This is a genomic window from Leptospirales bacterium (genome assembly GCA_019694655.1).
GTDB lineage: Bacteria > Spirochaetota > Leptospiria > Leptospirales > Leptonemataceae > SSF53.
Genome location: JAIBBN010000002.1, coordinates 106771 through 131591 on the forward strand (window position 1 = coordinate 106771; position 24821 = coordinate 131591).

The following is a 24821-nucleotide window of genomic DNA, read 5'->3' on the forward strand; positions in this document are numbered from 1 at the left end:
CATGCTGGATCTTGCAACAGATCGACGTCCTGGCGTGCGCGTGGTGACGCTGGCACTGCGCGGGCGCATGGATGGCCTGACTGCGCCCGATTTTGAAGCGGCTCTGGAGCGCTTGATTCAACGCGGAAATCGCTTTTTCGTTTTGCGCTGCTCCCAGCTGGATGGTTGCTCCAGCTCTGGAATTGCCGCCTTGCTCAAGTTGGTTCGACGCCTGGAGACCCTACAGGGTGCTGTCGCTTTGTGCGAAGTTTCCCTCGAACTTTCCTTGCTATTTGATTTTTTTGGCCTCGCCCAGGTCTTGCCGCGCTTCAAAGACGCGGCCGCCGCGGAGGCAGAGTTGCGCGCCAAAATGGAAGCTGGCAGCTGGAGTCTGGAGATGAGCGCCGAGGCGACTGCCACGCCCCTTGCCGAAGCTCAGCCCGACCGCGAGGCGCTTGAGAGCTGGCCCGCTTCGTCGCCGACCGTTTCGCGTTCCAGTAGCAAGGCACAACGGCTTTCTACGAGAAATCGACGACCCGTATCGCGTAAGGCGGCGGCAAGCATGGTGGACAATCAGCGGGCAGCGGTCCTGCAGGCGCAGCGTCAGGAACAACAACCGCTGCGCGGCGGCGTTGCTGAAGCGGAGCATGACGTCAGTCCGGCAGTGATCCCCGAAGCCGGAGCGCCGGCCGACCACGACAACCGTAGTACGGAAGCGGATGCTGTGTCGGTTTCTGCTTCGCCTGAGGGGGCGGCGAGGATCGCACTGGATGATGCCGGGCCGCCGATGGCGGCGGCATCCGGGCCTCGCGCTGGATCCGCGGCCATTGCACTGCAGTCGTCGGGCCAGGCAGTCGCCAGAAAAACAGAACCAGGCGTCAGGCGACCGACGCTAGCTTACGACAGCCCCCGCCAGATGCAATGCCCGGTTTGCGCTCAGGAACTGCGCACCTACCGAAACGGACCGCATCTTTGCCCGAGCTGCGGAAATGAGTTCGACTCGCCGGCCTGATTTGCTGGACTGGCTTCTTCCGACGGAATCAATCCGCACTCGACGATGACGTGAGTCGTACCGCGCGCAATTCGCTCAAGCTGTCTTTTTTCACGATGGTATCACGTCTGCTGGGCGTGGTGCGCGACCATTTTCAGGGAACGCTCTTTGGCATCGGCGCCATATCTGATTCCTGGCTTGTAGCCTATCAGCTGCCCAACATGTTGCGCAATTTGCTGGCGGAAGGATCGCTGCAGCAAGCCTTTGTACCGGTCTATACCGATGCGCTGGTCGAGTCAGCGGAGCGCGCCCGCCGGGCGGCCGGGGCGATCTTTGTCTTTCTGTTCTTTTTACTGGCCATTTTTTGCGCCGCAGGCATCGTAGCGATGCCGCTGATTATTCCGCTGCTAACCAATAAGCCCGGCGCCAGCGGCGAACTGACAGTTTACCTTTCGCAAGTAATGTTTCCCTTCTTGCTGACGGCCTCGCTCACTGCAGTGCTTGCTGGAATCTCCAATGCTCACGGACGATTTTCGGCGCCGGCGCTCTCGCCGATACTCTTGAATATTGTCTTCATTGCAGGATTTCTCTACCTGCGGACCCTGTCGCTCCCGCTGGAGGATAAGGTCCGTCGCCTGGCCTGGATTACGCTGTGCGGCGGCGGCTTGCAGTTCTTATTGCAGGCGGGCTATGTCTCTGCTTGCGGCGACTGGCCGGCGATGCGTCTCGCCCTGAGCGATCCGGCTCTAAAGCGGATTTTTACGCTGATGGCGCCGGCTGCTCTGGGCGCCAGTTTCTTTCAGTTGAATCAGTTGACCGACGTAGTTATTGCGCACTATTTGATGCCGCCTGATTCTGGAGGCTTTTCGGCGCTGCGCTACGCCCAGAATCTGATTCAGCTTCCTACGGGCGTGATCGGCGTAGCTCTTTCTACGGCCATCTTGCCAGTGCTGGCGCGTGGGGCGCGCGATGCCTCAGTTGATAGCTCTGCGGAGATTCAGGGGGCTCTCAGTTTTTCGCTCTTTCTTACCGTTCCCTCGGCTCTGGCGATGTTTCTGCTTGGTCCGCCGATCATCAATTTGATCTACTTTGGCGGCGCCTGGAATCAGGGCGACACGCAGGCGGCGTGGCTTGCACTGCAGTTCTACGTACTGGGCATTCCCTTCTTTAGCGCCAATAAGATTCTGACGGCGGCCTTCTATGCACGACAGGATACGCGCACGCCAGTGCGCATCCTCTTTGGCACGGTAGCGCTGAATCTGGCGCTCAACCTGCTGCTTACGCCGCATTTGCAGCAGGGCGGGATTGCTCTGAGTTCTGCGCTTTCTTCGATGGCCAATACGGCGACTTTGAGCATCATCTTGCGTCGCCGCCAGGTTGTCGCCGGCGGTCGCGACTTGTTGTCCTTCCTGTGGCGAGCGGCTCTTTGCTGGCTGCTATTTGCGGTTGCAGTCTACGCCGTGCGGGAGCTGGCTATCGACCAAATCCGCGACCTTTCTCTATGGTTTGCCGCTCGCTTTGGCGGCGGCGTCAATGGTCCCCGCTACGAAGGTCTCGCTGTATTTGCGGCTTCGGCGCTTTGCGGCGGGCTGGCTTATCTGCTGGCCAGCTGGCTGTTACAGCTGAAGGAGATCCGGGTCTTTACCGGCCTCTTGCGCCGGCGAAAGAAGGGCTAGCAACGCTTTGATTTCATCTGCGGACTTGACGGCCCCGTCGCTTCTGCGTTCATTGATTCCGGAATCTTCCCCCGGATTGTTCTGTGCCTCTATCCGCCAGCGCTGCTGATTCGTCGAAGCTCCAATCACAGGGCAACCGCTTACACGATTCGCTGCGCATTCAGGGCGCACGAGAGCACAATCTCAAGAATATCACCGTAGAACTGCCTCGCGATCAGCTGATTGTAATTACCGGCGTATCCGGATCGGGCAAGTCCTCGCTGGCCTTTGACACAATCTATGCCGAGGGCCAACGTCGCTACGTTGAATCGCTATCGTCCTACGCCAGGCAGTTTCTGGGTTTGATGGAAAAACCTGATGTGGATCTGATCGAGGGACTGAGTCCGGCCATCTCCATCGAGCAAAAAACGACCCACCGCAATCCGCGCTCAACCGTGGGGACTGTTACTGAGATCTACGACTATATGCGCCTGCTGTTTGCGCGCGCCGGTCAGCCATACTGTCACAAGTGCGGCAAGCCGGTGACGCCGGTCGCCGTCGATCAGATTGTCGATCGCGTTCTGGCGATGCCGGCGGGCGCGCGCATCATGATTCTGGCGCCGCTGGTCCGCGATAAGAAGGGCGAACATAAGGAAATATTGGATCGAGCGCGCAAAGAAGGATTTGTTCGCCTGCGCGTGAACGGACAGATGCGCGAGATCGGCGATACGATCGAACTGGATAAGAAGAAGCGCCACAGCATCGAGCTGGTTGTCGATCGCCTGATCATCAAAGAAGGAATCCGCACCAGACTCAACGACTCCATCGAGACTGCGCTGCATCAAGGCGATGGCCTGCTTTACATACATGAGAACGATGTCGACACGCCTTTCTCGCGGCATCTGTCCTGTTCACATTGCGGCGCCTCTCTGCCTGAACTGAGCCCGCGATTGTTTTCCTTCAATTCGCCGCAAGGCGCCTGCCAGAAGTGCGACGGCCTGGGGCAGCTGCTTGAATTTGATGAGGAACTTGTCGTACCCGATCCTGAACTGAGCTTGATGGAAGGCGCCATTGCGCCCTGGGGCGGCTCCTACAACAGCTGGCGGCTGGAGACCATTCACGATCTGGCCAACGAACTGAATTTTGATGCACACCGGCCATTTGGCAAGCTTGCCGAGCGCGTTCGACAGATCATCCTGCACGGCAGCGAAGGCCAGAATGGCAAGCGCGGCATTGAATTTGAGGGCGTAATTCCCAATCTTACCAGACGCTACCGCGAAACAAAATCAGATGACATGCGACTCTGGATGGAACGCTTCATGGGCGAACGACCCTGTCCCGATTGTCGCGGAAAGCGTCTGCGACCGGAAGCGCTGGCGGTGCGTTTTCACAATGAAACGATCGATCGTGTGACCGAACTGACCGTCAGCAGGCTGTCTCATTTTTTTGATTCCATTCATATCAAGCCGGAAGAGGAGCTGATCGTTGGACGGGTGCTCAAGGAAATTCAACAACGGCTGGGCTTCCTGAACAATGTTGGCGTTGGCTACTTGAACCTGTCGCGCACTGCGGGCACGCTGTCCGGCGGAGAAGCGCAGCGCATCCGCCTGGCCACCCAGATCGGCAGTGCGCTGATGGGCGTACTCTATATACTCGATGAACCCTCGATTGGTTTGCACCAGCGCGACAACGACCGCTTGCTGGCAACGCTGAAGAACCTGCGCGATATGGGCAATACCGTAATCGTTGTGGAACACGATGAAGACACCATTCGCGCCGCCGACTATGTTGTCGACCTCGGCCCCGGCGCCGGCGTCCACGGCGGTGAGATTGTAGCGGCGGCGCGTCCCGAAGCGCTTGGCGATTTCCCAGGATCGTTGACCGGTCAGTATCTCAGCGGCGAACGGCGGATTGCAACGCCAACGGTTCGTCGTCCGGGTAATGGGAAAAAGCTAACCATTCGCAAAGCGCGCGAAAACAACCTGAAGTCAATCGATGTGGAATTTCCGCTGGGAAAACTGATCTGCGTAACGGGCGTTTCCGGCTCCGGCAAATCGACGCTGGTCAATGAAATCCTTTACAAGGGCGTGGCCTCGCGCATCGGCCAGGCGCGGTTGCATCCCGGCAAGCACGGCGGAATTGCCGGCGCCGCCGAGATTGATCGCGTGATCTGCATCGATCAGGAACCGATTGGTCGAACGCCGCGATCGAACCCCGCCACCTATACGGGCCTCTTTACGCCGATTCGCGATCTATTTGCCAGTCTGCCGGAGGCCAAAGCGCGCGGCTACAAAGCCGGCCGATTTTCTTTCAATGTGGCCGGCGGTCGTTGCGAACATTGCGAAGGCGCTGGCATTATCAAGATCGAAATGCACTTTTTGCCGGATGTCTATGTCAGCTGCGAGGTCTGCAAAGGAAAACGCTTCAATCGCGAAACACTGGAAGTTAAGTACAAGGGAAAGAGCATCTATGATGCGCTGGATATGACCATTGAAGACGCGCTAAATTTTTTTGAAAATATTCCGGCTATTCGTCGTAAACTGGAGACGCTTGCCGACGTCGGGCTGGAATACATGAAACTGGGGCAGGCGGCCACCACGCTATCGGGCGGCGAAGCGCAACGCGTTAAGCTTTCTTCGGAGCTGGCCAAGCGTAGCACCGGGCGAACGCTTTATATCCTGGATGAACCGACAACCGGACTGCATTTCGAGGACATCAATCGTCTGCTCAAAGTCCTGCACAGCCTGGCGGATCGCGGCAACACAATGGTAATCATCGAACACAATTTGGACGTGATCAAGACCGCTGACTATCTGATCGATCTGGGTCCGGAGGGCGGCGACATGGGCGGCGAAGTGCTGGTCGCTGGAACCCCGGAGGAAGTGGCGGCTTATGCGCAGAGCCACACGGGGAAGTTTCTGTCGCGGATGCTGGCCTGAGGCCTGACGCCGCCGCATCGAGGCGGCAGCGCCGGCGAAAGGGCTAGTTTTCTGCGAGGATATAGACCTCAACGCGACGGTTGCGAGGAACGTTGCCGCTGCGGCTGGTGCCAGGCAGCGGTTGATCATTGGCGACGCCCTGCACAGCGGCAATGCGATCGCTTTCCAGGCCCAGGTTGCCGCTTACGCTCTGGGCGCGGTCGCGCGACAGACGTTCATTGATGCTGCGCGTGCCGGTGCCATCGGTATGGCCGATAACGCGAATTTTTGTCTCCGGATAGGCGGCCAGCGCTTCGCGCAATGTGCCGACATTGCTCTGGGCGACCCCGGTCAAGGCTGCCTGGCCCGTGGCAAAATTGATATCGCCATCCATTTTGACCTTAAGCATTTGTGTTTCGCCATTTGGTCCGGCGACTTTTTCCAGGGTAATGCCGCGCTGGCCAAACTGATTCTGCATATCCTCGTGCATCAGGTCCAGATAGAGGCCAACGCCCAGACCGGCCAGACAGCCTGTCGCCAGGCCAACGATCTTGCCGTCGTTGCGTTGTTTCTGTGAACGGAAAATTCCGAAGATGTCGGCGCGACGCTGACGGGTATCTTCATGACGCTTGTATTCGTCAATGACGGCGCCGATGCCCAGACCCGCCGCGCAGCCAATGCCGGTGGCCGCAACTGTGCGCCAGGTGAGTTTATTCAAAGTTTCACAGCCGCTGGCGCTGATCGAAACAGACACAAGTACAAGTACAGCAATGCCTCTACGCATAGTTCAGGAGCTCCTCTGAGGGTGTGTGGCCGCAGGCCACTGGAAGCGGGCCTGCGGCGCAACAACAATGCGGACCGGCAATTTTCAAGTTGCGCCGGCGCGCGCTGTACTCTCCGAGCGGATGGCAGCCTGCGCCGCGGCCAGTCGCGCTACCGGAATGCGAAAGGGCGAACAGCTCACGTATTGCAATCCCACATCGTGAAAAAAGGCGATGCTCTCCGGATCGCCGCCGTGTTCGCCGCAGACGCCGAGTTTCAATCCCGGGCGTGCGCGGCGGCCGCGTTCCACTGCAATGCGAATCATTTCGCCGACCCCTTCTTTATCGAGGCTTTCGAAAGGATTGGCTTCGTAGATGCGCGCTGCCAGATAGTCGCGAATGAACGAGCCGGAATCGTCCCTGGAAAAGGCCAGGGTCATCTGCGTCAGGTCGTTGGTGCCAAAGCTGAAGAAGTCTGCGCTGCGGGCGACCTTTTCGGCCTGCACCGCCGCCCGCGGGACTTCAATCATGGTGCCAACCAGGTAGTGGAATTCCACGCCTGATTCCCTGGTAACTTCGGCCGCGATCGAATCGATGACCTCGCGCTGCAATTCCAGCTCGCGAGCATGTCCGACCAGCGGCACCATAATTTCCGGCGTGACCTCGTGCCCGCGCTTTTTCATTTCGGCCGCGGCCTCAAATATGGCGCGCGCCTGCATTCTCGTAATTTCAGGATAAGTGATTCCCAGGCGGCAGCCGCGGTGGCCAAGCATCGGATTGGATTCTGCCAGTGCGCGCGAACGACGCTTGATATGGTCGGCCGACACGCCAATGTGAGCGGCCAGCTCCTCATCTTGCTCCCGCGAATGCGGCAAGAACTCGTGCAGCGGCGGATCCAGCAAGCGGACAGTAACTGGAAAACCGCTCATCGTTTCGAACAGTTCGATGAAATCGGCGCGCTGGAAGGGCAGCAGTTTGGCCAGCGCCTTCTCCCGATCGGCCAGGTTCTCGGCCATGATCATTTCGCGCATTGCGGTAATGCGGTCCTCGCCAAAGAACATATGTTCGGTTCGGCACAGACCAATTCCTCGCGCGCCGTAAAGCATCGCGGCCTTTGCGTCGCGCGGCGTTTCGGCGTTGGCGCGAACGTCGAGGCGACGGAAGCGATCGGCCCATTGCATGACCAGCTCGAATTCCTCAACCAGGCGAGTGCGCCGGGTCATCTTGCCTTGCAGGTACTGATCGATTTCGCTTTCGGTTGTGGACAGGCTGCCGGAAATTACCTCGCCTGTCGCCCCATCGATAGAGATTGGCTGGCCCTCTGGGATCTCTGCCGTGCTGCCGTCTTCGCGCTTGATGATCAGCATATTTCGTTCGGAATCGATGCGCAGCGCCTGGCAACCGACCACGCAGGGCTTGTTCATGCCTCGAGCGACTACGGCAGCATGGGAGGTCATCCCGCCGCGGGCCGTCAAAATGCCTTCCGAACATTCCATGCCCATGATGTCCTCGGGACTGGTTTCGGTCCGCACCAGGATGCTGTGTTCGCCGCGATCGGCGCGCTCGCGCGCCAGATGCGGATCAAAGATTGCCGGAGCGCTGGCGGCGCCAGGACCGGCGTTCAGGCCGCGCGCCAGCAGTCGTCCGCCGCGGATGGCCTCCGCTTTTTCGTCGGCGTGAAAGACCGGCGCCAGCAGGGCCGGCAGGCTTTCCGGGGCGACGCGCATTACCGCAGTCTTTTCGTCGATCACGCCCTCTTTGACCATATCGACGGCGATGCGCAAGGCGGCAAAGCCGGTGCGCTTCCCGCTGCGCGTCTGCAATAGATAGAGCTTCTCGCGCTCGATGGTGAATTCCAGATCCTGCATGTCTCCAAAGTGCTTTTCAAGACGCGCCTGGATTTCGGTCAGCTGCCGGTAGGCGGCGGGCATATCCCGGTCAAGGTGGGCGATGGGGTGCGGCGTGCGAATGCCGGCGACTACGTCTTCGCCCTGAGCATTCATCAGGTACTCGCCATAGAATTTGTGTTCGCCCGTCGACGGATCGCGCGTAAACGCAACGCCAGTGCCGGAATCGTCGCCCATGTTGCCGAATACCATGCACTGTACCGTCACAGCAGTTCCCAGTTCGTCTGGAATCCGATTCATGCGGCGGTAGAACACGGCTCGATCGTTGCCCCAGGAGCGGAAGACAGCTTCGATGGATAGTTCCAGCTGTAGATTTACATCGTCGGGGAAATCGCGCTCTGTTTTTTCGCGGACCAGCTGACGATAGCGACCGATCAGTTCGCGAAGCGCTCCAGCATCGAGCTCTGTATCAAGGGTTGCGCCTCGCTCCGCCTTGATTCCATCGAGCAGCTTCTCAAACTCATCATGGTCGACGCCCAGAACCACATCGCCAAACATCTGTATGAAGCGGCGATAGGAATCCCAGGCAAAACGCTCCGCGCCCGTACTCTGGATCAACCCCTGCAACGTGGACTCATTCAGACCGAGGTTGAGGATCGTGTCCATCATACCTGGCATACTGACCGGCGCTCCGGAACGTACCGAGAGCAGCAGCGGATTCTTGGGATCGCCCAGAACCTTGCCGACCGACTTTTCGACTTCGGCAAGCGCCTTGCGAACTTGCTGCATCAGTTCCGGCGGCATGCGCTTGTCGCGCATATAGTTGCGGCAGGCCTCGGTCATGACCGTCAGGCCCGGCGGCACCGGAATCCCAAGACGCGACATTTCGGCAAGATTGATGCCTTTGCCGCCCAACTCCATTTTTCCAAGATCGCGCGGGGCTTCGTTTCCCGCCCCAAAGCTATAGACCAGCTGCATGTGTACCTGCCATGCCCGGACGATGTGACTGCCCTGTGCCTCTGCAACTACTATCGCAGCTCAACTGTGGGGCGGTGCAAAAACTTGACCGCAGACTCAAGCACGCGCCCCCTGCCGCCTGCACGGGCTTTTCTGACGTCGCGTCAGGAGAATGGCGGGCGATGACCGGCTCTGGCTGGCGCCGGGCTGCGTCGAAGGCGCCCTCAATCGGTTGCGGCTGAAACAATGGGCCTCGCAGATCGATTCTGGCAAGCGGGAGAGCGAATATGAAAGCAATGTACGATGCTCTGCGGCGCCTGCTTGCCTGGCTGGCAGGCAATCCTCGCGGTCTGCTGCTTGGAATATTGCTGCCTGCTCTGGTTTTGCGTTTGCTGGCGGCTATTCTCAATCTTGGCTACTTCGCCGTGGACGACTACACAGTGTTGTCCAACGCCATTCCGGTGCAGTTGTCCGTGGCCTTGCATTCCCAGCACGGCCAGTTGAATCTCGGCGGCCTGGCTGGAGTAGAAGATATCCGCAACCCTCTGCCGCAGATGCTGGTTTTTGGCGTCGCCTGGCTGGCGCATCAATTTGGCGCAGAGAACGCTCTCAATCAGGTGCGCGCAGTGTTTGCAGCAATGGGGCTCATTTCGATGATTTCCATTGTTTGCGGTTGGCGCATCCTCGCGATAGCCGGGCGCATGCAACAGGCGGCGGTCGCTGGACTGCTGCTTGGTTTTCACTGGCTGCAGCCCTTCTTCAGCACGCGGTCGATGATTGAGAATATGGCAGCGCCATTCATCATGCTGGCGCTGCTTCAGCTCTCGCAATACTGGATCGCCGGTCGTCGGCGCAGCCTGTTCTATTCCATGATCTGGCTGGCGCTGGCGGCCATGCTGCGCTTTCAAGCAGGCATTCTGATTTTATGTTACCCGCTACTGCTCTATCAGCGCAAGGACTGGAAGGGTTTTGGCGTAGCGGCGCTGGGCGGGATTGTCGGGCTGATTGTTAGCGGCCTTCCGGATTGGTTTGTTAGCGGCCAGTTCCACGGCAGCGTGATTAAGTATATTGATTTCAACTTGAAGCATGCTTCGCAGCACGGCGTTTCTCCGTTCTATGCTTATCTTCCTGTGGCAATTGTGATCTGCTTGCCGCCGGCTTTTCTGTCGCGCTATCGCGGATTTGGCTGGCGCGATCAATACCGACCGCTGCTGCCGGCTGCATTGTTTGCTGCGGTCTTTTTTGTTTCGCATTCCATTGTGCCGCACAAAGAAGACCGATTCCTGGCGCCGGTATTGCCCGTTTTCCTGCTGCTTCTGGCGCCCATGGCCGCCTTTTTGCTGGAGCAAGGCCGCCGACCCTTGATGTTGCTCTGGTTCTTGAGCGCTAACGTAGTTTTGCTTTTGATGCTTGCGCTGTTTACTTTTCAGAACAACGTGATCGGGCTTGTACGCTATATGGAAAATCCGCGCATTCAGCGTTTGCTGGTATTTGAGGATAGCCTTACCTACTATCCCTATGTCTACGGGCAGCGGCCTGGTCTCAAGGCCTTCGGCATTGTCACTCATTTTCAGCCGGCCCCGCAGCTGAGCCCGTCGTGTGACGAAGTACTGGTAGTGCGCGGCGACTATGCTCAAAGCGCGGCGCTGCAATTGAACGGTCTGAGCAAAGTTGCGGAATTCAGGGCGAGCCCGCTGGAGCAAATTACTGTATTCTTGAACCCGTCGGGCGGCGGCCGAAGATCGCCAATGCTGGTCTATTCCTCGTCCGCGTGCGCAGACCAGCTGCGTTTCGGCGACTAGGCGCACGTAATGCAGCAGCATCGACCCCGTTTGTTGGTGATTCGGCTCAGCTCAATTGGCGATATCGTTTTGACCACGCCGGTATTGCGCAGTATCAAACGCGCCCGTCCAGAAATCGAACTGCACTATGTAACGCGCGCCAGCTACGCTCAGGCGCTGGAAGGCAACCAATGGATTGACCGCCTGCATCTCTATGCGGGACGTCTGACGCCGCTACTTGCCACGCTGCGCGGCATTGGCTTTGACTATGTGTTGGATTTACATGCCAATCCACGGTCTCTGGCGCTGAGCCTGGCTGCGGGGGGGAGGCGCGCTGTCTTTGAGAAGCGGAATCTGGACAAGTTGCGCATCGTATACGGCAACCGTACGCTTGCTGTCGAACATGTCGTACAACGCTACGGCGAAACACTGCAGCTGCTGAACTTGACGCTGGACGATGGCGGTCTGGAATTCCCGCTTGGCGGACAAGATCGGAAGTTTGCGCGCGCTCTGTTGCGCAGACGCCAATGGCCAGCCCGCTACCGCTGCATTGCGCTGGGCGCCACGCACAACACCAAGAAATGGCTCGATGATAAAATAGTTGAACTTGGTTGTCTGATAGCAGGGCCTTTGGTTCTGCTTGGCGGCCGGGGCGAGGGAGAGTCGGGTCGTCGCATTGCGGCGGCATTGCAGACGCGGGGAGTGCGTGCGCTGAATCTGTGCGGGCAAACGGACCTGAAGACTTCGGCAGCAATTATGGACGGCGCCGTAAGCGTGGTGACTCACGACACAGGACTGATGCATATTGCGGCGGCTCTGCAACGGCCGCTGGTCAGTCTCTGGGGTTCTACCAGTCCGCGCTTTGGAATGGGACCCTACCGATGCACACATCGAATCGTTCAGGCTATTGATCTGGAATGCCGGCCCTGTCACAAGCTTGGCTATGCCGAATGCCCGCGGGGCCACTTTCGATGTATGGGCCAGATTGGCCCCGACCAGGTCTACGCCGCCTTGTGCGAGGCCGAGGCGCAAAGCATCCGGCGCCCTTCGCGCCGGAATTCGGGATGACTGGATTCGAACCAGCGACCACTCGCCCCCCAGACGAGTGCGCTACCACTGCGCTACATCCCGTTTAGCTTCCGCCAGGCGCACAGCCTGTTGCGGTAACTTCGTCGATCACGATTCCAGCGCGCCGGGCGCCGTCAAGAGAATCAGGAATGCGGACTTGCCGTTGCCAGGAGGCCCAGGCTTTGGGGCAGGCCAAGCATCAAATTCAAATTCTGCAGCGCCTGGCCTGCAGCTCCTTTCACCAGATTGTCCAATGCGGTGACCACTATCGTGCGCTGGCCTTCGCTGCGCAGGCCAATGTCCAGAAAGTTGGTGTTCTGAACCCTTGCCAGTTCAACCTCCTCGGGCGTACTGAGGAAGCGAAGAAAGGGCATTTGTAACGCCGCGCTACGCAGGCGCTCCTCAAGATCGGGCGGCGCGCGGTCTTCCCAAAAAACTGCAATCGTGCTCAGAATCCCGCGGTAGACGGGCAAAAGATGCGGCGTGAAGAGCAGCGGCGGGCAGGTTCCAGCATCAAAGGCATACTCCCGGATTTCGGGTTCATGCTGGTGTCGCAGTATTTTGTAGGCGCGGAAGTTTTCGTAAACGCTATGAAAGGAAAATCCGCCGTCTTCGGTGCGACCGCCGGCGCCGGACACCCCTGATTTCGCATCGATACTGATTGCGCGGATCTGCTGGCGCAACTCGCCCAGCAGCGCCAGCGGCGCAATGGCCGTCGTGGGAAAGCAGCCAGGATTTGCTACCAGCGATGCGGAAGCAATCCGTTCGGCAAAGAGCTCCGGAATTCCAAAAACCGCCTGGCGCAGCAGGGATTCGGGCGGCGCTTCAAATCCGTAGTAACGCTTCACCGCATCCCGATCGTGTAACCGAAAGGCGCCGCCAAGGTCGATGATGCGGTGACCTGCTTGCAGCAACTCCGGCGCCATGGCCATTGCCGTTTCATTTGGCGCCGCCAGTAGGACCACGGCGCCCGCGGGAATGGGCGCCGAATGCGCTGCAAATTCCAACTCGAGGGCGCCTTCCAGCTCCGGAAACTGCTGTGCCAACGGACGACCGGAAAACCGATCGGAGCTCGCGTAGACCGCTTTGAGCTGCGGATGACGTGCAATCCAGCGGAGCAATTCCCGTCCGGTAAAGCCGCCGGCGCCAACAATCGCAACGGAGTGCATGAAAACCTGCTCCCAGTGGCAGCGCCGTCCGGCAAGCGCAATGCGCTGCCGGCTTCGTTGGGATCACCTGGATGCTACGCTGCTGCCTGGCGTCTTCTAACCGGCGCTGCTTTCCAGAATTTCACCCGTTTCCGGATCGATTTCTGGTTCGCCTGGCGCTGCCTCAGCGGCGCCCGGTTTGTTGAGACCCTGCTTGCGAGATTCTTCCTGGCGACGACGCAACTCCGTTTCAATTTCCTGAGCCGTCTCCTGATTCTCGCGCAAGTACTGGCAGGCATTGTCCCGACCCTGGCCGATACGGTTTCCTTGATAGGCATACCAGGCGCCGCTGCGTTCGATGACGCCTTCCGTAGCCGCCAGATCAAGCAAACAACCTTCACGGTTGATGCCCCGTTCAAAGAGAATATCGAACTCCGCCTGGCGGAAAGGCGGGGCCACCTTGTTCTTGACAATCTTGACGCGCACGCGGTTGCCGAAGGCGTCGTCGCCTTTTTTCAGCGTTTCAATTCTACGGATGTCCAGACGGACCGAGGCGTAAAATTTCAGTGCATTGCCGCCGGTGGTCGTTTCAGGAGATCCAAACATCACGCCGATCTTGTGCCGGATCTGGTTCACAAAGACTACCGTGGTATGGGACTTTGAGATGGTGCCGGTCAGTTTGCGCAAGGCCTGGCTCATCAAGCGGGCGTGCAGTCCCATCTGCGCGTCGCCCATGTTGCCTTCCAGCTCCGCCTTGGGAACCAGAGCAGCCACCGAGTCGACAATGATGATGTCCACGGCGTTGGAGCGCACCAGCGACTCTGTTATTTCCAGAGCTTCTTCGCCGTTGTCCGGCTGCGCTACCAGTAGATCGTCAATGTTGACGCCCAGCTTCCGGGCGAAGGCAGGGTCGATGGCATGCTCGGCGTCGACAAAGGCCGCGATGCCGCCCTGACGCTGCGCATTGGCTACGGCCGAAAGACAGAGCGTAGTCTTGCCGGAGGATTCTGGCCCAAAAATCTCGACGACTCGTCCGCGGGGGAAGCCGCCAATTCCAAGCGCAAAGTCCAGGGTGAGTGCGCCTGTAGAGATGTAGCCGATCTCTGATTGGACGCCCTGATCGCCCAGCTTCATAATGGCGCCCTTGCCGAACTGCCGTTCAATTTGCTGCATGGCGCCGCTGACAGCCTGCAGGCGTTCGCTCAGGTCCTGCTGCTGCCTGGCCTCGCGCTTGTTGGCCAGTTGTTCGACCTTTGCGTCAGCTTTCTTACTTTTTGCCATCGGTTCCTCCAGATGCACGCTCAGCTCTGGCCGGGCGCTGCAGCAAGTCTAGGGCAGGGGTGGGACATAATTTACTGCTGCAGGGCAGTCCTGAGCAGGCGCCCTACAAATGTCAAGTAAATCAGCCTGGCTTCTCCGGACGTCGGAGCACAATGTGCCAGTAAGACCGCGCGTAGGCCAGCACTCCCATGGCCAGTATTCCTACCAGCAGCGCTGCGCCCAACTCGGTCCAGAGCAGCGGATGGCCGGGGGGCAGTCTTGCGCCAAGAATCGGCGCCGAGACGTACCAGAGGACCACCAGACCGGTCGCCGTTACTCCGACCTTTCCCCACATGTTCGGCTTGCCCTGCATATCGCGCCGGAAGTAGAGGAAGGCCCCAAGCCATACTCCCAGTATTTCGCGCAGCACACAGGCCAGAAGCGCCCAGAGCGGAAAGCCGTAGTGCAGCCAGAGTATGGTCAATGCGCCCAGGCTGACAATCTTGTCGGCCACGGGATCCAGATAGCGGCCCAGCCTGGTCTCTTGATGAAAGCGTCGCGCCAGGAAACCATCAAGAAAATCGGTGAGCATTGCTGCCAGAACGACTGCCAGAACCCAGGCGTAGAGTTGCATGTTATCCGGATGAGCAGCGTAACGAGCGCTGAGCAGCAGGAAGGGCGGCAGCAAAAATGGCCGCAGCGCAGATAGAAAGTTGGAAGGCGTTCGCCAGCGTTCTTTGAATACGTCCTTGAATTTCATGGCTTTCCGATGACCTGTCGCATCCGGAACTCGGTATTACAACGAAGGCGTCCATTGCCCGTCTGGCTGCACGATGACAGGAACGGAAGTGCGAGCGCCATCGGCAAGTCGAACATAGCGCAGCTCCAGGCGGCCGCCCAGGCCAATGCCATATTCGCCGCTGAGATTCAGGTCGAGCGCATCTGTTTCAGCGCGGGCCGCCACGATCGTTTTCGGGCCATCGGTGGTCCGAACCCAATTGAATCGTTTCATTTGCATCGGGCCATCCGGTAGATTGAGAGCATGGCGCAGCAGTTCAAGGCGCTGGCCGCGATCGATGGAAAACGGCGAGCACTGCAGGGAGAGCCGACTGTAAGATCGCTGCACGAGGTCGCCAGGAAAGACGCCCTCGCCGGAAAAGGCGAAGCTGACATCGTAGTCCGCTGGAACATCGCTCTGGCCGGTGAAGCGCTCCAGCGAAAGCGCCGGCGCCGCGCTATGCAGACGAAACTCAATGGCCTGGGTTGGTATGTAGGATTGAAAGTTCGTTTCGTATCGCAATTGAAGCTGGGCGCGCTCTGCCTGGATCTGAGGAATGCGAACGCTGAAGAAGCCCTGTCGCATCGCGATCTGAACCGGCACGAGTTCGGGCAGACCTTCGCCGGGATGGATCCAATCCAGGACCGCTTCCAGTTTCAGGTTCTCGAGGTAGGCTCGATAGACGCCGGTTTCGAAGAACTTGTTTTGCCATAGCGGTCCGCGGTCCTCCGCCTTGGAAGATTCCGCGGAGATTCCGGAATGTAAAATCGCTTCGCCGCTACGCGCGGCCAGCTCCGCCGCATCCAGCAACGATAGCGACTGCAGCTTACCGTGCAGCTTCAGGTCTTGATCCAGAGAAAAGCCTGGCGACTGACCCGGAGTTCTGCGAATGCGCAGTCGCAAATCGCCGGCAGTCTGCCAGGCTGCACCCAGAAATCCTCCGTGGGCTACAAGCTTCCATCTTTCATCGCGGGCCGACCTGATCAGCTCGCATTCATGCACGGTAAAGTGGGCATCCAGCGTATCGCTCTGCACGGACTCTGGCAGCGCAAAACGCAGAGCCTGCAGCTTCACGGAACCGGATAGGTCTTCCCCGGCAATGTCGCTGTAGCGCAAGTTGACGCTGGCCCGCCCGCCATCGGCGCCGCTGAAGGCCGGCAGGTCGCGACCGTCGCCAAATTCAAGCTCCGCATCGATTCTTGTATCTGACAGCGGCGCCGACCGCGGCGAGCTGGCAGTTAGCGGGCGGCTTTCAATCAGCAGCCGTGCACCGGGTTGCTCCAGCCGCAGGGTGCTGTAACTGCGCCGGGCGTCCTCGGCGTCGAATCCGCCGTTCCAGTTGATGTCGCCTTCGCCCCGCTGCAATTCAATCAAGCGGAAGGCCGGATCGCCAAGGCGCAAACTGAGATCCCTGTACTGGCCCTGTACGTTGAAGCCTGCGGCCCGATCCCGATAAAAGTCGATACTGCCAGTCCCGTTTAGAGCCCCGCCGGCCAGCAATATGGCGCTACTGCTTTCGGTTAGCGCCAGAGGAACCAGCGGGGTGCCGGCCGCCAGAGCGGCGGCCATACGCAAGGGCGTCTGGTGGAACTCGACGAGGGTTCGTGCACTGCCGTCGCGCTGCCAGGCGCCGCGCAGCTCAATGCCGCCCCCTTCGCCGCCGACCAGCTTCACCTGCGCTTTGAAGCGCAATCCATCGTCAAGCGGCGCAGCTTCCAGCTGGATGCTCAGATACTCGCCGCGCGGCGGATCACGAAGCGGCAAACGCAACTCGGCCAGATTGAGTCGTAGATCGTCGGCGCTGAGGCTTGCATCGTTGGCAAAGAGTTCCTGAGGCGGCGCGGCTGCTGAAGAGCCATTGACATCTGAAACGATGCGATTGATCAAGCTGCGCCACTGCGCTGGCCCAAAGGCGCCGGGCAACAGACGACCGCCGTTGATAACAATCTTGCTAACCGGCGGCTCTCCGCGAAGGTAGGCGAGGATTGAAAAGCGCAGATGAACGCTCTCGGCCTGCATCAAGTACTGCCGTTCCTGGCCAGGCGGCTCATTGTAGAGGCGCGCGCCATTGAGCACAATGCCGCGAAACAAATCGTAGTGAGCTCCCTGAATCGTCAGGCGCAGACCGGTCTTCTGCAGCACCAACTGCGAGCTTTGCTGCCGGATCTTTCGAAAATCCAGGCGCGATTGCATTCCATAGTTGATCAATCCGGGTGCAATCAAGACCGCAAGCAAGACAAAGCTCAGAAGGGCGGCAGTCAAAGCGTGCGCTCGAATCAGCTTCAACACAAATCGAGTTGGTGGCGGGCCAGATCGTGAGGGTCAAGCGAATTGCAATTTCAGTTTGCATTGGCGCCGCAATCTTCGCCGCCTCGCTCCAGGCGCGCTGGCGTACTACGGAGCCGCAGGCGCGCTGGAAAATTCTGGAGTCCGAGCACTTCCGACTGCGCTATACCGAAGGTCTGGAAGGCGTTGCCGCTTACGCATTGCTTTATGGCGAAGAGGCGCGTCAGCGCTATGTGGATCAACTGGAATTTGAACCCAAAGAGGCGGCGCTGATTTTTCTCTACGCCGCACCATCCGAATTCTCGGCAACTAACATCAGTCCCTATCCGCTGGATGAAGGCGTTGGCGGTTTCACCGATTTTTACCGCCGTCGCATCGTACTGCCTTTCAACGGCGACTACAGCGCATTGCGACACACGCTGAGTCACGAACTGGTGCACGCCTTTCAATTTCAGATGCTGCCTGGACCGGGCTTTGGTCGCTATCCATTGTGGCTGATGGAGGGAATGAGCGAAGAACTTGCACTGGGACTGGACGCCAGCGCAGATCAATATGCGCGCGACGCGCTGCTTTCAGGAACCTTGTTGGATTTCAGCGATCTGGATTCTGGCGGCGCGCGCAGCTCGCGGGATATCTACAAAGGCGGTCAGCTGGCGGTGCATTTCCTGGTGCAACGCTTCGGTCGACGCGGCCTCTTGCGCTTCTTGCGCGAACTTGGCGCTGGCCTGCGCGGCGATGCCCTCTACCGTCGCTCCTTTGGCGTAAATCGCTTTGAGCTGGATCGTCAGTTTCGCGGCTGGCTGCAAACGATCTACGCCGGAATCGAAATGCAGAGTTTGAACCCGGAACGTTTGCGTCGCGCCAGCGACCGATTTGCAGATGAGCGCGGTTTTCACTGGCGGCCGGCGATCTCGCCCGACGGTCGTCGCATTGCGGTGCTGACGCGCGATGGCATCTTTCCAGCGATTGCCGAACGTCGAACGCCGGGGCCGGACTTGCCGGTTGATGGACGCAACGAAGTGCAGGTAGTGCTGCGCGCATTGCGCTCCTCGCAGTACGAAGAGTACCAGCTGCTTACTACGCGGATCAGCTACTTCCCCGATGGCAAAGCCGTGCTGCTCTCGGCCGCCGCGGACGGGCGGCCAGCGCTACTGGCTGTAGACCTGGAGCAGGGCGAGGTTCGTCGTATCTGGCATCCGCCCTTTGACAGTATCCAGTATCCCGTCCTGCGTTCAGATGGAAGATGCGTCGCCTTTGTCGGTCTGAGCAATGGCCAGGCGGATCTCTATACTATGGACCTTGAGGACTCGCGCTTGCTTCGGCTGACGGCCGACCTGGCCAGCGAGCGCGATCCAGCCTACAGCTCGGATGGCGCATGGCTCTACTACGCCAGCAATTTGGCGACGGGTATAGATTCTCGCAGCAGTGAAATCTATGCTGTGGCAGCCGCAGGCGGTCGGCCCAGGGCCATGACAGCGCTTGGCGCAAGCAGCGATGGTCCTATGCCAGCCATGGATGGCGCCTTGCTTTTCTTGAGCGATGTGGAAGGGCCGCGCAATGTTTATCGACTGAAGCCAGGCGCCGCCGCAGCTGGCAGTGAGCAGCTGGAGGCGATTACCCGGGCCCCGGCGGGCGTTCTTCAAGCAACCCTTGGGACCGTCCGCGAACGCGGGGAGCATCGTGAACTCCTGGCATTCACAGAACTGGAACAACAGAGCGTCGAGTTGCGCGTTGTAGCCGGCTCGCAGCCCAACCCGCAAGGTGCAATGCGGCTGGCTGCTGTTCCGCTGAGCGGTCTTTCGCCGCCCTTTGAGCGTGAATGGCAGTTGAGCAAGGCGCTGCCAGAACGATTGCGATTCTGGGAGCTGCCAGAGGATGATACCGGGTCCCTCTCGTTTGAGGGAGCGCCCTTTGTTCTGGTGGCCGGGGCCACCGACAGCGATGGTAAGACGCGCCTGGCGGCGGTTGCCGCGGCGGCGCTGGCGGATGACAGCGGCGATCATCAGCTTGCGGCGCTGCTTGGCTACGCCCAACGTCCGGTTGAATGGAGCGGCGATCTACGTTACGCTTATCTGCACTATCGACTGGACTTTTTTGCCGGGATCTACCGTCAGAGCGGGGCCTTCCCGATTGCCAGCATCGCAGATCTGAATGTAAACAATCTGGTCTTCAATCCCTACTTTCGAATCTTGAATCAGGATATTTCCGGAATCTTTGCCGGAATGGAGTATCCCTTGCATCGCTTTGCGGCCATCCAATTGAGCTATGAACAGGGCCGGGAGGAGCGCGTTTTTCGCGGCGAATTGCCGGAGGAGCGTCGGCAGCAGGATATCTATAAGAACTATCAGAACATTACGGCCAGCTTCCAGTATGACAACGCCGTATACAGCATCTATGGTCCGCTGGATGGTCAATCCTTGAGTCTGGCTTACCAGACAACCTTTCCTGGACCGGGCGAATGGCGCGACGCGCGCCTGACGATTGGCGAATATCGCATCTATCATCTATTTGACAACTGGTCGCTCTTTGCGCTGCGTCTCTTTGGCGGTACAGTTCGCGGTCGCGACGCAGCAGACCTGCCCTTCCGCATTGGCGGCTACAACACGATTCGCGGCTACGATTTTCAAGAGTTTGAAGGCGCGAATGCCTTCTATTTGAATGTTGAATTTCGCTATACTCTCATCGAACAATTGGTCTTTGCCGTCCCCGGTCGCTGGTCGCCAGGGCCTATTCGCGCTGCATTTTTCTTCGACGCCGGCTCAGCCTTTGACGATCCGCAAACCTACCAGGCATACAGTTCGCGTAGCGGAACAACGCGCGACCTTTACGCCAGCTATGGCGTCGGCTTACACTGGCAAAACCTGCTGTGGTTTATTGCGCCAGGCGCCGTGATGAAATTGGAATGGGCCACGCCGTACGACTTGAAGCGATCGCTGCCGCCCGGCAAGTGGCGGGGCGCATTCTCGATTGGCTTTAACTTCTGAGCCTAGAAGGCGGGGATTTCCGCCAGTTGCGAGCCATGGACCCAGCCGTGCAGGCCGTCTAGCGTACGAACTTCGCGCCAGTTGGCAGCGGCCGGCATCTGCAGCATTGCGCCTGGCAGTCGATAATCCTCCGGCTTCTCGGCCAGTAGAAACAGAACGGCGCCGGAGCGAAGCGCGGCAACAACCGGGCTACGCTCCGTCGGCGATGTGCGCAATGCGGCCGCGCCCTGAGCGACCAGAACATTCTCTGGCAGTTCGCTGCGGCGTCGCAGTTCGCGAAGCGCCTGCTGCATGAGCGCTCCTCGCTCGGCGCCGCTTCGGAGGTAAAGATCAACCAGCGCCTGAACTGCAAGCGGACCGCCGGTTTCGGCCAGGTACTGAATGGCTGCGGCCTGCTCATCGGCGCTGGCTTGCAGCATGCGCAGAGCATCGGGCGCGGCTTCCGGCGCCATCATCCAGCGTGCAGCCTGCAATGCTGCAATGCGCTCCACGCGACTTGTCGAACGCAGCGCTTCGGCCAGCAGGGGCCAGCGGCTGCGATCCTGGACGCGGCCCAGACCTTCCAGGCCCCGTCGACGCACCTCGACGCTATTGTTTGCCGCCGCCCGGGCAAAGATGTAGGAGGTGGCCGCGGCATCCGAAGGGCCAGCGAGCTGCAGCAGGTTCTCAATCAGCTCGGGCCACTCCTGCGCTTGCAGGACGCCAGACTCGTAGTATTGCACCAGAAAGGAAAGCGTCTGGCGATCGCGATGGACGCGAAGGCTTTGCCAAGCCGCGGCGCGCACCCAGGCGTCATCCTTGAGAATCAGTTCTTCCAGTAATCGGGCCACGTTTTGCGAAGCAGGACAGGCGCCAAGGGCCGCCGCCGCCGCCTGCCGCTCGGCTGCCGAGCGGCTGCGCAAAGAAATCAGAAAGCCAGCACAATCGAGCGCCGCTTGGGTTTCGGCCGCAGCAAAACGCAATGGACAGAGGGCCAGCAGACAGAAGAGGGCGAAGGCGGTGCGGTGTGGCTGGTGCAAGGCGGCCCTCGACGAAGGAGAGTAGATCATTTGCTATCAGTATCGGTCAGCGCTGCCGCGCGCCAGACCATCGTGTAGCAGTAGAGACTCGATCGCTTTGCGCCGCCACGGGCGTCGGCGAAAGAGCTGCACCGCCAGATGTTCGGCCTGCCGCCGCGCGCCAACGCGCGCCAGGAAACGCAGCTGCGCCTCCTGGGAGTCGGAGCGGAACTGTGCGTCGCGTCGGGCGCGGAGCAGATAGAGCCGGGGACCCCGGCGACGCAGTTGCGCGCTGATGCCGGCGATCAGGCACAACTGCTCGGCCAGCGCCAGCTGGATGGCGCCAAACGGAGGCTGATGGCGCGAAAAGCTCAGGCGCAGGTGATCTTCAAAGACATGTACGGCGACGATCGCCGAATTCCCGCCTTCACGACTCAATTCAATCAAGCAGCGTTCCAGCAGTTCGCCATCGACCTGGACGGCCGGCAGACGATCAAAAGCGGCAAGGATCGGCGGCGGCCCGCCCATCTGCCGAGCATGCAAATTGATCAATTCAAAGAGCGCCGCCGGTTCGTGTACTGCCAGTCGCGATTGATTGAGACGACGTTGCCCGAAGAAGGCCAGCAGTTCCAGTGGCCGATGCAATGCGCGCAATCGATCAAGCAATTGCAGGGCCAGACCGCCGTCGGTGCGTCCACATTGATTTGCTTCCAGCAGGGACAGCGCGTCGACTGTTAAGCTTTCAAGATCAGCAGATACGGCGGCGGCAATTTCAGCCGGCGTCTGTTCTCTTTGCAACAGCTTCGCGGCATGGCTGCGGCGCAAACTGGCGCGCCGCCGATCGCGCAACGCCGCCGACGCCTCGCTACGCAGCCGTCGACGAAAGCCAAAACGTACCAGCAATGCTCCAATAAGCAAAGTCGCATCGTCCGCCCAGGCATTGCCGCGGTTGTCGCTGACTTCAGCAATCAAGTGCGCTCCAAGTGCGAGACTCAAACCAAGCGGCGCCATCCAGGATCGCCGGCTGGGCCGCCGCAGCTCGTCGAGGCAGAAGAGCAGGGCCGCAGCCAGCCAGAGCAGCTCCTCCTGACCGGCGCTGCGTAGCGCTGCGATTTGCAGGCAAGCGCTTAAGACTGCGGCCGGACCAAGCGTCAGCAGCGCTCGATCCCGGAATGCGACAAATGCCGCGGGGCGGGATCGGGCGCTGGTCCCGATGGAGGTTCGCAGAATAAAACATGTTAATACTGATAATATGCAACTACATAAAATATGTAAGTATGTAGCGTCTGGATCGGGCGGCCAGCGTCGCAGAATCGGCAACAATCCGCAAAGAATCAGCAAGAAGGCGACGGCCCGGCGTCCCTGACTGCGCTGGCCGATGCCATTACGGGCCAGTAGCGAAAGCGATAGGCCGCCAAGCATGGCCCCGGCAGCCAGGGCCGCTGCAAAATCGAGGCTCAGCGGGGCGGGGTTCATGGGAACCCGGTCGCATCGCTTGCCGCCCGGTCAGGTTTCAAACCAGGCGGCGCGGGCCGCCAGCAGCAGATTCTGTCGCAGTTCAGCGCCCAGCGCCAGGCAAAGCTGCTCGGCGCGAAGCGCGACTTGAGCAACTGGATGCGGCAGACTGCTTCCGCCAAAGGGAATGCGCACTGGCGCCAGGCTTCGCCAATCGGCCCGGATCTCAGGATAGAGGATCGCTTCAAATTCCTGTTCTGGTTGATAGCCTGCTTCGGCGCCATAGATGCGCAAACATTCGAGGAGTCCGGCAAGGCCATCAAGCATAGCGACCTGCTCAAAGTCAGCGCCCGTGAAAATTCGACCTTCGGCGCAATGGAGGGCTTGCTGGCGACTTATGCCGCGTCCCTCGGCCACTCGCCGCAGAAAAAGTTCGTAAGTTTCCGCCATACGGCGATGGCTCAGGCGTTTTGCCGCCGGCGATAGTTCGCCGACCTCGGCCAACAGATCGCGCGTTGGATCTTGAAGCAGCGAACGGCGGCGCACGCCGAGCTTGTGGTAGAGTCGGCCAAGCTCCGGACGGATACGGATTACGCCAATGGATCCGGTCAAGGTCATCGAGGAGGCATAGATCCGATTGGCAGCGCAGGCCAGGTAGTAGCCGCCGGAGGCAGCTACGCTTCCAAGCACTGCAAAGGTTGGCTTTTCCCGGGACAATCGACGCAATTCCTGATAGAGAACTTCTGAGGCCTCCGCGCTCCCGCCAGGACTGTCTATATAGAGAAAAATCGCTTCCGCCGGTCCGGATGCGGCGTCACGCAGGACCTCGCGATAGGCCGCAGCAGATACGGTTCCGGCGTGCGGTTCATCGCCCGGCCGACCGCTGACAATGGGACCCTGCATGGCAACGATACCTGCAATTGGCAGTCGGCGGAAGCGCAGCGGGCGGAATTTCCGACGCTGGTAGCGCTTCAAGATTGACGGTTCGGAACTGAGGTCGCGGCGGGCGCGTTGCAGCTTTCGCTGGCGTTCGGCCCAGGCGTTCGCATTGGCCGCTGTCGTTTCGCTGTCCGCCGGCAGCGGGGGCTTGTTCTCGCCCGGCCCTCGAATGGCATGCAGTACTGCGGGCGCTGCCGGCGAGAGCCCGGGGGATAGCCAGGATTCCTCTGCAGCAATGCGCTCCTCCAGTCGGGCAAAGAATCCAATTTCATGTAACTCCTGTGCCGAGTTTTCCACCTGCGATCCAAGCAAGCGCCAGAGCGCAGGGCCACTGGGCAGCTGTTCCAGTCGCAAGCGAAGTTGTTCGCGCAACGAGCCTACCAGCGTTTGCATTTCCTTGCGAGCTGCGGCAGTGTAGTCGCTGCGCTGGAAAGGCTGATAGCCGCTATCCTTGTGACGGCCGGCGGCAATCGTCTGGATGCGTACTCCCAGCCGGCGCAAGGCGTCGCCCAGAAAGTAGGAGTCGATATTGGGCAGGGGCGTCAGATAGTGGCTCTCGGGAGAGGACCAGCGCTCCTGGCAGGCCGCAGCAAGAACCAGCGATTTCAGATTGCCGCCCTCGAGATAGGCGACCGCGCTTACGCCCGCTCGCTGCAGCCGGCCAATTGCATCGGCAATATTGAGCACCTCGTTCCAGGGCGCCTCCATTGCCGGTATTAGAAGCAACGCCCGTTTGACCTGTTTGCTGCGCCGCAGCAGGTCCAGCAGGGCCAGGTAATCGAAGAGGTGAGGCGCCTCCGGCGGTTTCAGTCGAGCCAGCCAGCCGCTCAAACGCAGCAGCGTAAAACGCGGCGGCACTTGATGGATGATTGATGAGCCGGCGCGAAAGGCAAGGCGGACGCGGCAATAGAGAAAATAGATCAGTCGTAGCGGAAGAAACAGTATCTGCAGGACGATTCTCATTGTTCCATGCTTTGCTGAGTCCGGCGCTGGCGAGGGCAAGCCCAAATCGCCTG

The 24821-nt window shown here is 59.7% G+C and carries 15 protein-coding genes and 1 tRNA gene; 6 read left to right on the plus strand and 10 right to left on the minus strand.

Going from position 1 to position 24821, the window contains the following annotated elements; genetic code table 11:
* Window position 1 precedes the first annotated feature (1 nt).
* From K1X75_03730 to uvrA, 3 genes are all read left to right on the plus strand, one after another.
* Window positions 2-991 (plus strand): STAS domain-containing protein, encoded by a 990-nt coding sequence (locus K1X75_03730; protein ID MBX7057152.1) that lies wholly within the window; start codon window positions 2-4, stop codon window positions 989-991.
* Window positions 992-1041: 50 nt separating this feature from the next.
* Window positions 1042-2646 carry a murein biosynthesis integral membrane protein MurJ gene (murJ, locus tag K1X75_03735; protein MBX7057153.1) on the plus strand — a complete coding sequence of 535 codons (1605 nt, stop codon included), beginning with the start codon at window positions 1042-1044 and terminating at the stop codon, window positions 2644-2646.
* Window positions 2647-2798: 152 nt separating this feature from the next.
* Window positions 2799-5564, plus strand: coding sequence for an excinuclease ABC subunit UvrA (uvrA, locus tag K1X75_03740; protein MBX7057154.1), 2766 nt, complete (start codon window positions 2799-2801; stop codon window positions 5562-5564).
* Window positions 5565-5607: 43 nt separating this feature from the next.
* Here uvrA and K1X75_03745 read toward each other — a convergent pair whose 3' ends face one another.
* Window positions 5608-6327, minus strand: coding sequence for an OmpA family protein (locus K1X75_03745; protein ID MBX7057155.1), 720 nt, complete (start codon window positions 6325-6327; stop codon window positions 5608-5610).
* Window positions 6328-6411: 84 nt separating this feature from the next.
* Window positions 6412-9129 (minus strand): pyruvate, phosphate dikinase, encoded by a 2718-nt coding sequence (ppdK, locus tag K1X75_03750; GenBank protein ID MBX7057156.1) that lies wholly within the window; start codon window positions 9127-9129, stop codon window positions 6412-6414.
* A 266-nt stretch (window positions 9130-9395) separates the two neighbouring features.
* Here ppdK and K1X75_03755 point away from each other — a divergent pair, with 266 nt between their 5' ends.
* Both K1X75_03755 and K1X75_03760 read left to right on the plus strand, forming a co-directional pair.
* Window positions 9396-10910 (plus strand): hypothetical protein, encoded by a 1515-nt coding sequence (locus tag K1X75_03755; protein MBX7057157.1) that lies wholly within the window; start codon window positions 9396-9398, stop codon window positions 10908-10910.
* Window positions 10911-10919: 9 nt separating this feature from the next.
* Window positions 10920-11957 (plus strand): glycosyltransferase family 9 protein, encoded by a 1038-nt coding sequence (locus tag K1X75_03760; protein MBX7057158.1) that lies wholly within the window; start codon window positions 10920-10922, stop codon window positions 11955-11957.
* Here the strand turns inward: K1X75_03760 and K1X75_03765 are convergent.
* The 5 genes from K1X75_03765 to K1X75_03785 form a co-directional block, all read right to left on the minus strand.
* A tRNA-Pro gene (locus K1X75_03765) sits at window positions 11949-12020 on the minus strand. The two genes, K1X75_03760 and K1X75_03765, sit on opposite strands and share 9 nt — an antisense overlap.
* Before the next feature lie 80 nt (window positions 12021-12100).
* The gene (gene argC, locus K1X75_03770; protein MBX7057159.1) at window positions 12101-13126 is read right to left on the minus strand and encodes an N-acetyl-gamma-glutamyl-phosphate reductase; all 1026 of its coding nucleotides are present in this window, start codon (window positions 13124-13126) and stop codon (window positions 12101-12103) included.
* Window positions 13127-13222: 96 nt separating this feature from the next.
* Entirely contained in the window at window positions 13223-14386 is a 1164-nt protein-coding gene (gene recA, locus K1X75_03775; protein MBX7057160.1) for a recombinase RecA, read from the minus strand.
* A gap of 121 nt (window positions 14387-14507) precedes the next feature.
* Window positions 14508-15125 carry a CDP-alcohol phosphatidyltransferase family protein gene (locus tag K1X75_03780; protein MBX7057161.1) on the minus strand — a complete coding sequence of 206 codons (618 nt, stop codon included), beginning with the start codon at window positions 15123-15125 and terminating at the stop codon, window positions 14508-14510.
* A 36-nt stretch (window positions 15126-15161) separates the two neighbouring features.
* A complete protein-coding gene (locus K1X75_03785; GenBank protein MBX7057162.1) occupies window positions 15162-17432 on the minus strand; it encodes an AsmA family protein in 2271 nt (756 codons plus the stop codon).
* Between the two features lie 26 nt (window positions 17433-17458).
* On the opposite strand from K1X75_03785, the gene K1X75_03790 reads away from it, so the two are divergent.
* Window positions 17459-20413, plus strand: a complete 2955-nt coding sequence (locus tag K1X75_03790; protein ID MBX7057163.1) for a BamA/TamA family outer membrane protein — start codon at window positions 17459-17461, stop codon at window positions 20411-20413.
* 2 nt (window positions 20414-20415) lie between these two features.
* Here K1X75_03790 and K1X75_03795 read toward each other — a convergent pair whose 3' ends face one another.
* From K1X75_03795 to K1X75_03805, 3 genes are read right to left on the minus strand one after another with little or no spacing between them, the layout of a single operon-like run.
* A complete protein-coding gene (locus tag K1X75_03795; GenBank protein ID MBX7057164.1) occupies window positions 20416-21462 on the minus strand; it encodes a hypothetical protein in 1047 nt (348 codons plus the stop codon).
* Between the two features lie 6 nt (window positions 21463-21468).
* Window positions 21469-22887 carry a hypothetical protein gene (locus K1X75_03800; GenBank protein MBX7057165.1) on the minus strand — a complete coding sequence of 473 codons (1419 nt, stop codon included), beginning with the start codon at window positions 22885-22887 and terminating at the stop codon, window positions 21469-21471.
* 30 nt (window positions 22888-22917) lie between these two features.
* Complete coding sequence (locus K1X75_03805) at window positions 22918-24768, minus strand: S49 family peptidase (GenBank protein MBX7057166.1); 1851 nt, start codon at window positions 24766-24768, stop codon at window positions 22918-22920.
* Between the last annotated feature and the right edge of the window lie 53 nt (window positions 24769-24821).

Bases quoted from the DNA above. Each gene is read 5' to 3' on its own strand.
- K1X75_03795 (MBX7057164.1), bottom strand. From the start codon at position 21,462: ATGATCTACTCTCCTTCGTCGAGGGCCGCCTTGCACCAGCCACACCGC.
- K1X75_03780 (MBX7057161.1), bottom strand. From the start codon at position 15,125: ATGAAATTCAAGGACGTATTCAAAGAACGCTGGCGAACGCCTTCCAAC.
- ppdK (MBX7057156.1), bottom strand. From the start codon at position 9,129: ATGCAGCTGGTCTATAGCTTTGGGGCGGGAAACGAAGCCCCGCGCGAT.
- K1X75_03745 (MBX7057155.1), bottom strand. From the start codon at position 6,327: ATGCGTAGAGGCATTGCTGTACTTGTACTTGTGTCTGTTTCGATCAGC.
- argC (MBX7057159.1), bottom strand. From the start codon at position 13,126: ATGCACTCCGTTGCGATTGTTGGCGCCGGCGGCTTTACCGGACGGGAA.
- K1X75_03800 (MBX7057165.1), bottom strand. From the start codon at position 22,887: ATGAACCCCGCCCCGCTGAGCCTCGATTTTGCAGCGGCCCTGGCTGCC.
- K1X75_03805 (MBX7057166.1), bottom strand. From the start codon at position 24,768: ATGAGAATCGTCCTGCAGATACTGTTTCTTCCGCTACGACTGATCTAT.
- recA (MBX7057160.1), bottom strand. From the start codon at position 14,386: ATGGCAAAAAGTAAGAAAGCTGACGCAAAGGTCGAACAACTGGCCAAC.
- K1X75_03730 (MBX7057152.1), top strand. From the start codon at position 2: ATGCTGGATCTTGCAACAGATCGACGTCCTGGCGTGCGCGTGGTGACG.
- K1X75_03760 (MBX7057158.1), top strand. From the start codon at position 10,920: ATGCAGCAGCATCGACCCCGTTTGTTGGTGATTCGGCTCAGCTCAATT.
- K1X75_03755 (MBX7057157.1), top strand. From the start codon at position 9,396: ATGAAAGCAATGTACGATGCTCTGCGGCGCCTGCTTGCCTGGCTGGCA.